This is a genomic window from Phycicoccus jejuensis (assembly GCF_044797865.1).
In the GTDB taxonomy this organism is placed as follows: domain Bacteria; phylum Actinomycetota; class Actinomycetes; order Actinomycetales; family Dermatophilaceae; genus Phycicoccus; species Phycicoccus jejuensis.
Genome location: NZ_CP085209.1, coordinates 1,043,138 through 1,056,865, shown reverse-complemented (window position 1 = coordinate 1,056,865; position 13,728 = coordinate 1,043,138). Strand labels below are relative to the sequence as shown.

The 13,728-nt window shown below is 74.7% G+C and carries 14 protein-coding genes; 6 read left to right on the top strand and 8 right to left on the bottom strand.

The window, feature by feature from the left end:
- Positions 1-68: 68 nt before the first annotated feature.
- Both LG324_RS05005 and LG324_RS05000 read right to left on the bottom strand, forming a co-directional pair.
- Entirely contained in the window at positions 69-737 is a 669-nt protein-coding gene (locus tag LG324_RS05005) for an MBL fold metallo-hydrolase (RefSeq protein ID WP_404352277.1), read from the bottom strand.
- Entirely contained in the window at positions 734-1,828 is a 1,095-nt protein-coding gene (locus LG324_RS05000) for an S-(hydroxymethyl)mycothiol dehydrogenase (RefSeq protein ID WP_207024462.1), read from the bottom strand. The genes LG324_RS05005 and LG324_RS05000 overlap by 4 nt, the downstream gene beginning before the upstream one ends.
- A 151-nt stretch (positions 1,829-1,979) precedes the next feature.
- On the opposite strand from LG324_RS05000, the gene LG324_RS04995 reads away from it, so the two are divergent.
- Positions 1,980-2,309, top strand: a complete 330-nt coding sequence (locus LG324_RS04995) for a transcriptional regulator (protein ID WP_207024464.1) — start codon at positions 1,980-1,982, stop codon at positions 2,307-2,309.
- 39 nt (positions 2,310-2,348) lie between these two features.
- On the opposite strand, the gene ispF is transcribed toward LG324_RS04995, so the two are convergent.
- The 3 genes from ispF to LG324_RS04980 are packed head-to-tail and all read right to left on the bottom strand — an operon-like array spanning position 2,349 to position 4,062.
- Positions 2,349-2,837: a 2-C-methyl-D-erythritol 2,4-cyclodiphosphate synthase gene (gene ispF / locus LG324_RS04990; protein ID WP_404352276.1), complete on the bottom strand. Its 489-nt coding sequence runs from the start codon at positions 2,835-2,837 to the stop codon at positions 2,349-2,351.
- A 9-nt stretch (positions 2,838-2,846) separates the two neighbouring features.
- On the bottom strand, positions 2,847-3,548 hold the full coding sequence (ispD, locus tag LG324_RS04985; RefSeq protein ID WP_404352275.1) for a 2-C-methyl-D-erythritol 4-phosphate cytidylyltransferase: 702 nt from the start codon (positions 3,546-3,548) through the stop codon (positions 2,847-2,849).
- A 31-nt stretch (positions 3,549-3,579) separates the two neighbouring features.
- The gene (locus LG324_RS04980; protein ID WP_030528500.1) at positions 3,580-4,062 is read right to left on the bottom strand and encodes a CarD family transcriptional regulator; all 483 of its coding nucleotides are present in this window, start codon (positions 4,060-4,062) and stop codon (positions 3,580-3,582) included.
- Between the two features lie 266 nt (positions 4,063-4,328).
- On the opposite strand from LG324_RS04980, the gene LG324_RS04975 reads away from it, so the two are divergent.
- Entirely contained in the window at positions 4,329-4,835 is a 507-nt protein-coding gene (locus LG324_RS04975; RefSeq protein WP_030528499.1) for a hypothetical protein, read from the top strand.
- 55 nt (positions 4,836-4,890) lie between these two features.
- On the opposite strand, the gene LG324_RS04970 is transcribed toward LG324_RS04975, so the two are convergent.
- Together LG324_RS04970 and LG324_RS04965 are read right to left on the bottom strand one after the other, a co-directional pair.
- Positions 4,891-5,571 (bottom strand): response regulator transcription factor, encoded by a 681-nt coding sequence (locus tag LG324_RS04970; RefSeq protein WP_030528498.1) that lies wholly within the window; start codon positions 5,569-5,571, stop codon positions 4,891-4,893.
- Positions 5,568-6,761: a cell wall metabolism sensor histidine kinase WalK gene (locus LG324_RS04965; RefSeq protein WP_207024468.1), complete on the bottom strand. Its 1,194-nt coding sequence runs from the start codon at positions 6,759-6,761 to the stop codon at positions 5,568-5,570. Before LG324_RS04965 ends, LG324_RS04970 begins: the two co-directional genes overlap by 4 nt.
- Before the next feature lie 190 nt (positions 6,762-6,951).
- Between LG324_RS04965 and phoU the strand changes: the two genes are divergently transcribed.
- The 4 genes from phoU to LG324_RS04945 all read left to right on the top strand — a co-directional run bounded on the left by phoU (position 6,952) and on the right by LG324_RS04945 (position 12,911).
- Complete coding sequence (phoU, locus tag LG324_RS04960; protein WP_030528496.1) at positions 6,952-7,641, top strand: phosphate signaling complex protein PhoU; 690 nt, start codon at positions 6,952-6,954, stop codon at positions 7,639-7,641.
- 38 nt (positions 7,642-7,679) lie between these two features.
- The gene (gene ppk2 / locus LG324_RS04955; protein WP_404352274.1) at positions 7,680-8,615 is read left to right on the top strand and encodes a polyphosphate kinase 2; all 936 of its coding nucleotides are present in this window, start codon (positions 7,680-7,682) and stop codon (positions 8,613-8,615) included.
- 87 nt (positions 8,616-8,702) lie between these two features.
- Positions 8,703-10,595, top strand: coding sequence for a hypothetical protein (locus LG324_RS04950; RefSeq protein WP_404352273.1), 1,893 nt, complete (start codon positions 8,703-8,705; stop codon positions 10,593-10,595).
- 384 nt (positions 10,596-10,979) lie between these two features.
- The gene (locus LG324_RS04945) at positions 10,980-12,911 is read left to right on the top strand and encodes a hypothetical protein (RefSeq protein ID WP_404352271.1); all 1,932 of its coding nucleotides are present in this window, start codon (positions 10,980-10,982) and stop codon (positions 12,909-12,911) included.
- A gap of 6 nt (positions 12,912-12,917) precedes the next feature.
- Here the strand turns inward: LG324_RS04945 and LG324_RS04940 are convergent, their stop codons facing one another.
- Positions 12,918-13,655, bottom strand: a complete 738-nt coding sequence (locus tag LG324_RS04940) for a phosphoglyceromutase (protein WP_207024476.1) — start codon at positions 13,653-13,655, stop codon at positions 12,918-12,920.
- Positions 13,656-13,728 lie beyond the last annotated feature (73 nt).

Here is a 13,728-nt window from a genome sequence, read left to right as displayed (position 1 = left end):
CCCCGTCAGGGCTGAGGTTCCGCGCCGTCGCGGTGACGACGCGGAACCTCGAGGGTGGGCGGGCCGGGTCAGTGGCCGCGGTCGAGCCACTCCTGGAGGTGCGGTGCCTCGTCCCCGACGGTCGTCGTGTCGCCGTGGCCGGTGAGGACGACGGTCTCGGGCGGCAGGGAGAGCAGCCGGGTGCTGATCGACTCGACGATGGTCGGGAAGTCGCTGTGCGAGCGACCCGTCGCCCCCGGCCCGCCCTGGAACAGGGTGTCCCCGCTGAACAGCACCCCGAGCGACGGCGCGTGGAGGCAGCAGGCCCCCGGCGCGTGGCCCGGCGTGTGGAGCGTGACCACCCCGACGTCACCGACGGTGAAGGTCGTGCCGTCGGCGAGGTCCTCGTCCGGCGCCTCGTGCTGGCTCATGTCCCACAGCACGCGGTCGTCCGGGTGCAGCCAGACGCTCGCCCCCGTCTCGGCGACGAGGTCGGGCACCGCGTTGACGTGGTCGTTATGGCCGTGCGTGCAGACGATGCCGACGACCCGCCGGCCGCCGACCGCCTCGAGGATGGCGCGCGCGTCGTGCGCGGCGTCGACGACGAGCACCTCGTCGTCGTCGCCGAGCAGCCACACGTTGTTGTCGACGTCCCACGAGCCGCCGTCCAGCTCGAAGACGCCCGACGTCACGAGCCGCTCGACCCGCACGCCGCCCGGCGAGGTGGGGACGCCGTCGATGGTCGTGGCCCCGCTCACGCCGACCCGCCCATGACGACGACCGAGCGCAGCACGTCGCCGTCGTGCATCTTCGTGAAGGCCTCCTCGACCCCCTCGATGCCGATCCGCTCCGACACGAACGCGTCGAGCGGGAAGCGGCCCTGACGGAAGAGCTCGACGAGCATCGGGAAGTCCCGCGAGGGCAGGCAGTCGCCGTACCAGCTGGACTTCAGCGCCCCGCCGCGCCCGAAGATCTCGATCATCGGCAGCGTCACCTGCTGCTCCGGCGTCGGCACCCCGACGAGCACGACCGTGCCGGCGAGGTCGCGCATGTAGAACGCCTGCTCGTAGGTCTCGGGCCGCCCGACCGCCTCGACGACGACATCCGCGCCGTGACCGCCGGTCAGCGCCCGGACGGCCTCGACGGCGTCCTCGGTCGAGGCGTCGACGGTGTGCGTCGCGCCGAGGTCCTTCGCCCAGGCGAGCTTCTTCGCGTCCACGTCGACCGCGATGATGGTCGTCGCGCCGGCGACCTTCGCGCCGGCGATGGCCGCGTCACCGACGCCGCCGCAGCCGATGACCGCGATCGAGTCGCCGCGACCCACCCCGCCGGTGTTGACCGCCGCGCCGAAGCCGGCCATCACCCCGCAGCCGAGCAGGCCGACCGCGGCCGCGTCCGCCTCGTCGACCTTCGTGCACTGTCCGGCGGCGACGAGGGTCTTCTCGATGAACGCCCCGATGCCGAGCGCCGGCGAGAGCTCGGTGCCGTCGGTGAGCGTCATCTTCTGCGTCGCGTTGTGCGTCGCGAAGCAGTACCACGGCTTGCCCTTGCGGCAGGCGCGGCACTGCCCGCACACGGCCCGCCAGTTGAGGATGACGAAGTCACCGGGGGCCACCTCGGTCACGCCCTCGCCGACCGCCTCGACCCGGCCTGCGGCCTCGTGGCCGAGGAGGAAGGGGAACTCGTCGTTGATGCCGCCTTCGCGGTAGTGCAGGTCGGTGTGGCAGACCCCGCAGGCCTCGACGACGACGACGGCCTCCCCCGGACCGGGGTCGGGGACGACGACGTCGACGAGCTCGACGGGGGCGCCCTTGGCGCGGGCGACGACGCCCTTGACGGTCTGCGGCACGGTTCCTCCTGGGTGGGCGGTGCTGGGTCTCGCCACGCTAGCGAAGGCGGGGCGCCGACGGCAGTGCCCGGTGGGTCGGGCCACGGGCACGGGCCGCCCGCGGGCGACCGAAGCCCCTTTCCCGACGGGCAAGCCGACGTATCCTGCGGACATGCCGTACCCGGTGTTCGACGACGTCATCCACGAGCCGCACCGCCTGCGGATCTGCGCCTTCCTCGTGCCCAGCGCGGGACGCGAGTTCGGCGAGGTCCGTGACGAGATCGGCCTGTCGGACTCCGCCCTGTCCAAGCACCTCAAGGCCCTGTCGGGCAAGGGCTACACCCGGCTCGAGCGCGGGTCCCGCGAGGGACGCCAGGTGACGACCGTCGTCCTCACCGGCGCCGGCCGGGACGCCCTCTGCGGGCACGTCGCGGAGCTGCAGCGGATGGCCCGCATCGTCGGCGCCGACCGGCGCGTGCAGGGCGGCCCCCGCTCCCGTTGACCCGCACCGCGGTCGCGCAGCCCCTCGCGGGACGTGCCCTCAGTCGCGGGCGACGACGAGCGCGGTCGCGATGGCGGCGACGCCCTCGCCGCGGCCGGTCAGCCCGAGGCCGTCGGTCGTCGTGCCGCTCACCGAGACCGGGGCGCCGGCCGCCACCGAGAGAACGGCCTCCGCCTCGGCCCGGCGGGTGCCGACCTTGGGCCGGTTGCCGACGACCTGCACGGCGACATTGCCGACCTCGAAGCCGGCCGACCGGACCAGCCGGGCCGCCTCGGCGAGCAGCGTGACCCCCGACGCCCCGGCCAGCTCCGGCCGGGCGGTGCCGAAGTGCGCCCCGAGGTCCCCGATGCCCGCGGCGGAGAAGAGGGCGTCGCAGGCGGCGTGGGCCGCGACATCGGCGTCCGAGTGGCCGTCGAGTCCTCGCTCGCCCGGCCAGTGCAGGCCGGCGACCCACAGCTCGCGGGCGGACCCCTCCGGCGCGAGGGCGTGGACGTCGACTCCGACACCGACCCGGGGCAGCACGCTCATGCCCCGATGCTAGGCGCCGGCGAGCAGGCGCTCGGCGTGGGCGAGGTCGTCGACCGTCGTCACCTTGAAGGAGCGAGGGTCGCCGTCGACGACGAGCACGTCGTGGCCGAGCTGCTCCACGAGGGCGGCGTCGTCGGTGGCCCCGGCGCCTCCGGCGTGGGCGGCCTCGAGCACCTCGCGGCGGAAGCCCTGGGGGGTCTGGACGGCCCGCAGCGTCGCGCGGTCCGGGGTGCCGGTGACGACCCCGCGCGCGTCGACGGTCTTCACGGTGTCGACGACCGCGACACCCGGCACGACCCCGGCGGCGCCGGCGCGCACGGCGTCGACGACGCGGACGAAGACGGCCACCGGGGCCAGGCAGCGGGCGGCGTCGTGGACGAGGACGACGTCGCAGGCGGGGTCGAGCGCGGCGAGCCCGGCCGCGACGGAGTCGGTGCGCTCCGCCCCTCCGGGCACGACGACGGCGCCCTCCGGGAGGGTGACGCCGGCCCAGGCCGGCGCGCCGGTGTCGGCGAGCCCGGACGGGGCGACGACGACGACCGAGCGCAGACCGGGCACCCGGGCCACGGTGTCGAGCGCCCAGCCGAGCAGGGGGCGCCCCGCCAGCGGCACGAAGGCCTTGGGCATCCCGGCACCCAGGCGCGTCCCGGACCCGGCCGCGACGACGACGACGCCCACACCGCGCGGGGCGGTGCGGGCGTCGTCGGTCACGTCGGAGCGGTCGCCGGGGCGACCGGGTGCGTCAGGACGCGAGGACCTCGTCGAGGATGGACTCGGCCTTGTCCTCGTCGGTCTTCTCGGCGAGCGCGAGCTCGGAGACGAGGATCTGGCGCGCCTTGGCCAGCATCCGCTTCTCACCGGCGGACAGGCCGCGGTCCTTGTCGCGACGCCACAGGTCGCGGACGACCTCGGCGACCTTGATGACGTCGCCGGAGGCCAGCTTCTCGAGGTTGGCCTTGAAGCGGCGCGACCAGTTGGTCGGCTCCTCGGCGTACGGAGTGCGGAGGACCTCGAAGACCTTGTCGAGGCCGGCCTTGTCGACGACGTCACGGACGCCGACGAGGTCGCAGTTCTCGGCGGGTACCTCGATGACGAGGTCGCCCTGCGCGACCTTCAGCTTGAGGTAGAGCTTCTCCTCTCCGCGGATCGTGCGGGTCTTGATCTCTTCGATGCGCGCGGCCCCGTGGTGCGGGTACACGACCGTCTCGCCGACCTTGAAAACCATGTGGTGTTGTCCCCTTTCGAGGCCCCAAGAATACCACGACACGCCGATCCGGCCCAACGGGAACGCGGGACGTTTCCGCAGGTCAGGGGCCTGAAACGAGCATCCACGGGAGAAAATCGGGGGTTGACAGACGGGCCGGTGGCGTGCTTCGCGCGCGACGCGGGCGCGCCGCCCAGACGGCCTCGTCGCGCCGCGCGAGCGCGTCCGACGACGCGGGCCGGGACACCGGGCGAGGCGGCACCCGACCCCCCGCTATCCTTGGGCGCGTGACGACCCGCGCCGCCTCCGCCCTCCGGCTCGCCGGACTCGCCGCCGCCACCCTCACGGTCTCCGCCTGCGGCGTCTTCTCGCCGGTCCAGACGGACTACCCGTACATCCCGGCGGACGGCGTCCCGCTCACCATCCCGGGTCTCGACCTGCGCAACCTGGTCATCGTCTCGGACGAGGAGGGCGGTCCCGGCACGATCGTCGGGCAGGCGGTCAACGAGGGGCGCGATCCCGTCGAGGTGTCCTTCTCGCTCGAGGGCTCGTCCCCGACGACCACGACGGTGGCGCCCTACTCCGACGACGCGATCTCCGCCGACGGAAAGGCGGTCACCCTCGAGACGGTGCCTCAGCGCCCGGGCTCGATGGTCCAGCTCGTCGTCACGACCCAGCAGGCCGGGCAGAACGTCGTCCAGGTGCCGGTGCTGCCCTCCGAGCGCTACTACGAGGGCCTCGCGCCGAGCCCGTCGGCGACGCCGAGCGCCACCCCGTCGCCCAGCGCCAGCTGACGACGGGCGCCGGCCGGCATCGCCCGCCGGGCGCCGCGCCGGGCGCCGGCCGCCCTCAGGCCTCGAACTTGTAGCCGAGCCCGCGCACGGTGACGATGTGCTGCGGCGCCCCGGGATCGGTCTCGATCTTGGCGCGCAGGCGCTTGACGTGGACGTCGAGCGTCTTGGTGTCGCCGACGTAGTCGCTGCCCCACACCCGGTCGATGAGCTGCCCGCGGGTCAGCACCCGCCCGGTGTTGCGCAGCAGCATCTCGAGGAGCTCGAACTCCTTGAGCGGCATCGAGCGCTGCTCGCCGCGGACGGTGACGACGTGGCGCTCGACGTCCATCCGCACCGGCCCGGCCTCGAGGGTCGTCGGCAGGAGCTCCTCGGGCTCGGCCCCGCGGCGCAGGACGGCCTTGATGCGCGCCAGCAGCTCGCGCGAGGAGTACGGCTTGGTCACGTAGTCGTCGGCGCCGAGCTCGAGACCGACGACCTTGTCGATCTCGCTGTCCTTCGCGGTGAGCATGATGACCGGCACGTTCGAGCGCTGGCGCAGCGCGCGGCAGACGTCGACGCCGGACAGGCCGGGCAGCATGAGGTCGAGCAGCACGAGGTCGGCGCCCCCGGTGTCGAACTCGCTCAGGGCGTCGTGCCCGTTGTCGGCGACCGAGACCTCGTAGCCCTCCTTGCTCAGGAGGTAGCTCAGTGGGTCCGAGAACGACTCCTCGTCCTCGACGATCAGGATGCGCGTCATGCGGTGCTCTCTTCTCGGGCGACCCCGGCGCCGGGGTCCGGCGCGGTCGCGTCGTCGTCGTCGACCGGGGTGGCCGCGACGGGGAGTCTCATGGTGAACGTCGAGCCGCGCCCCTCCTGGCTCCACACGGTGACCTCGCCGCCGTGGTTGGCGCAGACGTGCTTGACGATGGCCAGGCCCAGGCCGGTGCCGCCGGTGGCCCGCGAGCGCGCGGCGTCGACGCGGTAGAAGCGCTCGAAGATGCGCTCCTGCTCGGCGGCGGGGATGCCCTGCCCCTGGTCGGTGACGGCGACCTCGACGGTCTCGTCGACGCGGCGGGCGCCGAGGCCGACCTTCGTCCCGGGGTCGCTGTAGTTGACCGCGTTGGTCAGCAGGTTGGTCACGGCGGTGACGAGCAGCTCGCGGTCGCCGAAGACGCGCAGCCCCCGCTCGGTCGCGAGGCCGAGCTCGATCTCCTTGGCCTCGGCGGCGACCTTGACGCGGTCGACGGCCTCGACGACGACCGTGCCGAGGTCGACGAGCTCGGGCTCGTGGAGGGTGTCGGCGACCTGGAGGCGCGAGAGGTCGACGATCTCCTGGACGAGCCGCCCGAGCCGGGTCGCCTCGACGCGGATGCGCTGCGCGAAGCGCGTCACCGCCACGGGGTCGTCCTTGGCGTCGAGGACGGCCTCGGCGAGCAGCGAGATGCCGCCGACGGGGGTCTTCAGCTCGTGGCTGACGTTGGCGACGAAGTCGCGGCGGACCTCCTCGACGCGGCGCGCGTGGGTGTGGTCCTCGGCGAGCAGCAGCACGTGGGCGACGCCGAGCGGGGCGACGCGCACCCGCATGACGACGCTCCCGTCGGGGTTCGGCCCGCGTGCGAGGTCGAGCTCGGCCTCACGGATGACGCCGTCGCGGCGCACCTGGCGCGCGAGGTGGCGCAGCTCGTGGTGCACCAGCTCCTGGTGGCGCACGAGGCCGTAGGTGACGGCCGGGGCCGACGCCTTGACCACCGCGTCGGACGCGTCGACGACCACGGCGATGGAGCGCAGCACCGAGAGCACGTCCCCCACCCCGCGGGCCAGCGGCGGCTCCTCGACGACGGGTGCGTCGTCGAGGCTGCGCTCGGACCACCGGGCCGCGAGCACGGCGACGGCGCCGACGACGAGGCCGGCCGCCCCGCCGAGGCTCGCCGCGATGGTCGCATCCACGACGTCAGGGTACGGGGGTCCACCGACCGCTCCCCGCCATCCGGGGCCCTGCCGCGCCTCCGGACGCCCGAAGTTCACCTCGGCCACGTCTGCGGTTCATCCCCGGGTGGGATGGTTCCCGGGCGACGGCGCGACCGACCGCTGCCGTCGCGCGCCGACGCACCCCCAGCCACGAAGGACCCCAGCCGTGATGCGCAAGGCCTACCACGAGGAGCTCGACCGGATCGCCGAGAGCCTCGTCGAGATGACCCACCTCGCGGCGTCCGCGATGAGCCGCGCGACGACCGCCCTCCTCGACGCCGACGTCAGCCTCGCCGACTCCGTCATCGCCGCCGACGCCGAGATCGACCGGATGCGCGAGCAGGTCGACCTCCTCTCGTTCGACCTCATCGCCCTCCAGCAGCCGGTGGCGACGGACCTGCGGGTCGTCGTCACGAGCATGCGGATGAGCAGCGACATCGAGCGGATGGGCGACCTCGCGCGCCACGTCGCCAAGGTAGCCCGCCTGCGCTACCCCGCGTCCGCGGTCCCGCCGGAGCTGCGCGGCACCTTCCGCGAGATGGGCACCGTCGCCGAGCTCGTCGTCGAGAAGGCCGGCTCCGTCATCGCGGCCCGCGACGTCGACGCCGCCCGCGACGTCGCCCGCGAGGACGACGCGATGGACCGCCTGCACCGCGACCTCTTCACGCACGTGACCGGCGGGGACTGGGCCCACGACACCGAGACCGCCGTCGACGTCGTGCTCCTCGGCCGCTACTACGAGCGCTTCGCCGACCACGCCGTGTCGGTCGCCGAGCGGGTCATCTGGATCGTCACCGGCGAGTGGGGCGACGAGGCGGCCGGCGGCCACGACGAGGTCGGCGAGCACACCGTCGCCTGACCCCTGACGGGTCGCGAGGACGCGACTACGCTCGAGGTGTGGACGACCAGCGCCGGTCCGTGACGGAGGACTACGCCGAGGAGCTCGAGGAGCTGCACGACCTCGAGGAGGTCGAGGAGGTCGAGGGCGCCGCCGGCGAGGCCGCGGCGCCGACGACCGGCAAGGCGTGGCAGCACGGCTACCCCTACGACAGGAAGCTCCCGCGCGAGGAGTACGAGCGGACCAAGCGCCGCCTGCAGATCGAGCTCATCAAGCTGCAGCTGCACGTCAAGGAGACCGGGAGCAAGGTCCTCGTCATCTGCGAGGGGCGTGACGCCGCCGGCAAGGGCGGGGCCATCAAGCGGTTCATGGAGCACCTCAACCCGCGCGGTGCGCGCGTCGTGGCGCTCGAGAAGCCGACCGAGGTCGAGACCACGCAGTGGTACTTCCAGCGCTACGTGCAGCACCTGCCGAGCGGTGGCGAGATCGTCTTCATGGACCGGTCCTGGTACAACCGGGCCGGCGTCGAGCGCGTCATGGGCTACTGCTCCCCCAGTCAGTACCTCGAGTTCATGCGCGAGGCACCGGAGCTGGAGCGGATGCTCGTCAACTCGGGCATCCACCTCGTCAAGCTGTGGTTCTCCGTCAGCCGGGAGGAGCAGGCCGCGCGCTTCGCCTCGCGCCAGAACGACCCGGTCCGGCAGTGGAAGCTCTCGCCGACCGACCTCGCGAGCCTCGACAAGTGGGACGCCTACACCGAGGCCAAGGAGGCGATGTTCTTCTCCACCGACACCGGTGACGCCCCGTGGACCGTCGTCAAGAGCAACGACAAGAAGCGGGCCCGGCTCGAGGCGATGCGGGTCCTGCTCTGCGGGGTCGACTACGCCTCGAAGGACGTCGACCTCGTCGGGGTCCCCGACCCGCTCATCGTCGGCCCCGCCTCGCGGATCTTCGAGCCCGGTGAGCACACCGAGCGGGTGCTCCCGCGGCTCTGACGTCGGCCGGGCCCCGTCGGCGGGTCCGGACCGACCGCTCGCCGCGAAGGGCTGCACACGATCGCGCTCGTGGGTGATCATGGCGGCGTGACGCACGACGACGGGGACGGGTTCGAGGGGTTCGCGGCCGCGCGCTGGCCCGCCCTCGAGGCCGTCGCGCTCGTCGCGACGCTCGACCCGGGCCTCGCCCGCACGGTGACGACGGCCACCGTCACGGCGCTGCACGCGCGATGGTCGGCCGTCGTCGAGGACGGAGCGCCGACCGCGTCCGCGCGCGCCGAGCTCCTCGCGCGGGTGCGGGCGCTCGGCGAGGCCGGTGGGACCGCGGTCCCGGAACGGTTGCGCGATGCGGCCCGCGACCCCTCCGCGCCCGGCGACCCCGTCCCCGGGGCTCTCCTCGCGGCGCTCGCGCGCGAGCCGGCGCCGGTGCGGGCGCTGCTCGCCGCCGGACCGCTCTGGGAGCTGGGCGACGACGAGGTGGACCGGCTCGCGCCCGGCCGGACGGGCCTCGGTCGCCCGCGCGGGGTCGAGGGTGACGCGCTGCGGGGTGCCCGCGACCGCCTGCTCGACGCGCACCGCGGCGCACTCGCCGAGGCCGGGGCGGCGCCCGCGGACCACCGGGTGGGCATCGACCTCGCCGACCTCCTCGACCGGCTCGCCGCCACGCTGCCCGACCCCCCGGACCCGGCCGACCTCGTGCGCGCCCGCGAGCGCGGCGTGCGCCGGCGCTCGCTCGTCGTGGTCGGCGCCCTCGCCGTGGCCGGAGTCGGGGTGGGCGGCTGGGCGGTGGCGTCGCGGCCGACGACCCCTGCCCCGGTCGCCCGCGGCCCGCGCCCGGCTCCGTCGACCGCCGGACCGGACGACCCCGCGTGGGGGTCGGTCTACCGGTGGCCGCCCCGGGGCGAGCTGGCGCGCGACCCGGGGGTCCTGGCGATGCTCGCGTCGGACGCGGCCGGGTCGCGGCTCCTCTTCGCCGGGGACGTCGAGGGCCGGCGCGTCGTCCTGTCGACCGACCCCGCCGTCGTCGCGGACGACGGGTTCGCGATCCGCGCGTGGGGCGGCCCCGCCGGGACGGCGGCGTCGCGCCTCATCTCGCTCCAGCTCGGCTCCGGCTGGGGCGGTCTCGCGACGGACGCCGTCGGCCTGGTCGTCCGCTCCGGCCGGCGGTCGGTGCTCGTCGCGCTGACCCGGCCCGGCGTGAGCGAGGGCGAGTGCTCGTTGGTGGTGCACCCGACCCCCGAGGGTCGGGTCGACCGCTCGTGGAGCCGCTTCGCGCTGCGCGACGGGGTCGCCACGACGGTGCTCACCGGGTCCCCGGGTCCGGCCGCCCGGTTCCGGCTGGGCGACTTCGACGGCCCGCTCCCCTACGAGCTGACGGACGACGACAGGGTCGTCGGCCCGGGCGGTTTCGCCGAGAGCACCGTCGTCGAGCTCGCGGCCACGTTCGGGGTGCCCCGTCGGTCGCTCGAGGTCGAGCGCACCTCGCACGTCCTCCCCGACGACAGCCTGCGTGACGTGCTCGGGGTGCGGGGGCCGGCCTCCGCGGAGGTCGTCCTCGTCCGGACGCGGGAGGGGGCCGTCGTGCGCTTCGCCTCGTTCCGTGGCGGAGGTGCCGACGGCAGCGCCGAGTACGGAGACGCGCCGTTCGTCATCCCCGCCGCGTCGGTGCGCAGCCCGTACGTCACCCCGCTCATCGGGAACGGGGAGCGGCCGACGTACTTCGTCACCGCCCCGGCGAGGTCGACGACGGTCGAGCTGCGGACCCTCAGCGGGGCGCCGCTGTGCCGTCCGACGCCGGTGCGGGGCGGCGCCGCGCTGCCGCGGCTGACGAGCGCGTTCACCGGGGAGGACGTGCGCGTCGTGGCTCGGGGGGCGGGCGGTCGGCTCCTCTACGACGACGTCCCGCCCAAGGGTCGCGACGTCCTCGACCTGTACGACCTCTACGACGTGGGCTCCGGCTCCGGCACCTACTACGGGTGACCAACCGGGAGCCGGGAGCCGGGAGCCGGGAGCCGGGAGCCGGGAGCCGGGAGCCGGGAGCCGGGAGCCGGGAGCAATGGTGCTCTCCCAGCCTCCTGTTGCCGCGAAAGGTTTCCCTTCCACCCGGCAAGGTTTCGCTTCCACCCCGCAAAGGATTCCTTCCGCCCCGCAAGGTTTCCCTTCCAGTCGGCAAGGGAGTCCTTCCACCCGGAAAGGTGTCCTTCCGCTTCGCAAGGGATTCCTTCCACCCGGCAAGGGATTCCTTCCGCGGCGCATGGAGGCTGGGAGCACCTACCCCACCCGGCCGCTCTCAGGAAGGCGAGCGCCGTCCTCCGAACCGCGCGGTCGGCCCCACGGGCCCTCCTGTCGGGTGATCATGGGCGCATGACGACGAGCCGCCCGGCCGACGCGGACACCGCCGCCGACGCCGACCGCTTCGTCGCCGCCCGCTGGCCCGACCTCGAGGTCGTCGCCCTCGTCACCCTGCTCGACCCGGTCGCCGCCCGCCGCACCACCACCGACGCCCTCGTCGCCGTACGCCGCCGCTGGGCCGAGGCCGTCGAGGAGGGCGCGCCCACCGCCGTCGCCCGCCACGGGCTCGTCACCCGCCTCCCGCACACCCCGACCCGCCCCGGCACCGCATCAACGGCGCAGGCGCAGGAGCCCCCCACCCACCTCCCACAGCTCACGGCCCTCGTGGCCGATCCCGACGACCCGGTGCCCGCCGCCCTCCTCGACGCCCTCGCCGCCACCCCGCCGGAGCAGCGCCTGGCCCTCGCCGCCGAGGTCGTCTGGGACGACGGCCCCGGCCCGGCCCCGCACGTCGCGGCGGAGACCCACCACCGGATGCTCGCCGCGCACCGGCAGGCCCGCGCCGTCGTCGGCCTCGCCCCCGACGACGCCCGGCTGCGCAGCGACCTCGACGACCTCGTCCTTCGTCTCGCCCGTTCGCAGCCCGACCCCCCCGACCCCGCCGAGCTCGTCGCCGGCCTCCACCGCTCACGTTCCCGCCGCACCGTGGTGCTCGGCGGCCTCGCCGCGGCCGGCGCCGCAGCGCTCGCCTGGGCGGTGGTCGACCGCCGGACGAGCAGCACCACCGCCACCCCACCCCGCCCGTCGCCGGCCCCGACGACCGCCGGCCCGGACGACCCGGCCTGGGCCTCTGCGTCCCGGTGGCCGGCTCGCGGCCCCCTGCGCGACGACCTCGGCATCCTCGCCCTCGTCGCACGCGCCGGCCCGGGGACCCGTCTGCTCTGGGCGGGCGACCTCGACGACACCAGGGTCGTCATCGCGACGACCCTCCTCGGCGAGCGCCCCTCCAGCACCTCCGTCCGCGTGTGGACCGGCGACGCCCGCTCGCCCGCCGAGCGCCTCGACGAGGTGCGCCTCGGGTTCGACGCCATCCTCGGCGCCGAGGACGTCGTCGCCGTCGGCCTCCCCCGGGCCGAGGACGCCGCGCTCCTCGTCCTCACCCGACCCACCGTCACGTCGGCGCGCTTCTCCCCGTTCGTCCTGCCGTCGAGGACCGGTGCGGTGGAGCGCGACTCGCTCCCGATCCGGCTCCGCGACGGCGTCGGCACCCTCGCCGCGAGACCCTGGGGCATCGCCGGCCGGGTGGCCGTCTCGGCCTACGACGGCCCGCCGGTCACCCCCGAGGACTGGAACGCCGCCGCGTTCACATCGGCCACCGGGGCACCGCTCGACGGCCTCCTCGACCAGGTCGCCTCGGCGACCGGCCTCGCCCGCCGCGACCTGCGCGGCGAGGTCCTCTGCGACTCACCGGTCGTCGGCAGCGTGCTCGACACCTCCGCGGACTCCCCCACCGGTGGTGACGGCCGCGTCCTGCTCAGCAGCGTGCGGCTCCCGGGCGGCGGGGTCGTCCGCCGGCTCGACGTCCGCGACGACGGCCGCTCCGGCCGCAGCGGGTTCCTCGTCCTCCCGGCCGTCGTGGTGCCGGCCGAGCAGGCCAGCGCACCCGCCGTCCACCGCCTCGACGACGACCCGCCCGGCACCGGCCGCTTCCTCGTCGTCGTCCCCGACGGTGGCGCCACCTGCCAGCTGCTCGCGACGAGCCCGAACGCGTACCCCGTCTCGAAGGTGACGCCGATGAAGCGCCGCACCGCGGTCGTCTCCGTCGTCAACGCCGACGACGCCGCGGCGTTCCGGCTCGTCGTGCGCGACGCTGCGGGTCGCCTGGTCCACTCCGGCGTGCCCCCGGTCGGGCAGGCCCTGCTCGGCGACCAGGACACGGGGTGGCTCGGCCTGCCGGCCAGGGGCACCAGCGTCGAGGTGCCGGTGCTGCCCAACCCGGCCTGACCGGGCTCAGCGCCCCTGGTTGGCCACCGCCGCCGCGGCGGCCGCCGCGGCCTCGGGGTCGAGGTACTCGCCGGCACCGGTCGGCATGAAGTCCTCGCCGAGCCGGTAGACCAGAGGCATCCCCGTCGGGATGTTGAGGCCGGCGATGTCGTCGTCGCTGATGCCGTCGAGGTGCTTGACGAGCGCCCGCAGGCTGTTGCCGTGCGCGGTCACGAGGACGGTCCGCCCGGCGCCGAGGTCGGCCCGGAGCTCGTTCTCCCAGTACGGCATCATCCGCGGGATGACGTCGGCCAGGCACTCGGTGGCGGGCACGTCGACGCCGGCGTAGCGCGGGTCGCCGGTCTGGTCGAACTCGCTGCCGGTCTCGATGGGCGGCGGCGGGGTGTCGAACGAGCGACGCCACAGCATGAACTGCTCGTCGCCGTACTTGTCACGGGTCGCGGCCTTGTCGAGGCCCTGGAGCGCGCCGTAGTGGCGCTCGTTGAGGCGCCAGCTGCGGTGCACCGGCACCCAGTGGCGGTCGCACGCGTCGAGCGCGAGGTTGGCCGTCGTGATGGCGCGGCGCAGCACCGAGGTGTGCACGACGTCCGGCAGGAGGCCCGCGTCGCGCATCAGCTGCCCGCCGCGCACGGCCTCGGCGCGGCCCTTGTCGGTGAGGTCGACGTCGACCCATCCGGTGAACAGGTTCTTCTGGTTCCAGTCGGACTCGCCGTGGCGCAGGAGGATCAGCGTGTGCTCCGTCATGCCGCCAGCCTAGCGAGCCGCGGACGCCACCGAACCGACCATCCGCCCCCGTGGACGCCGCCGCACGGAGGCC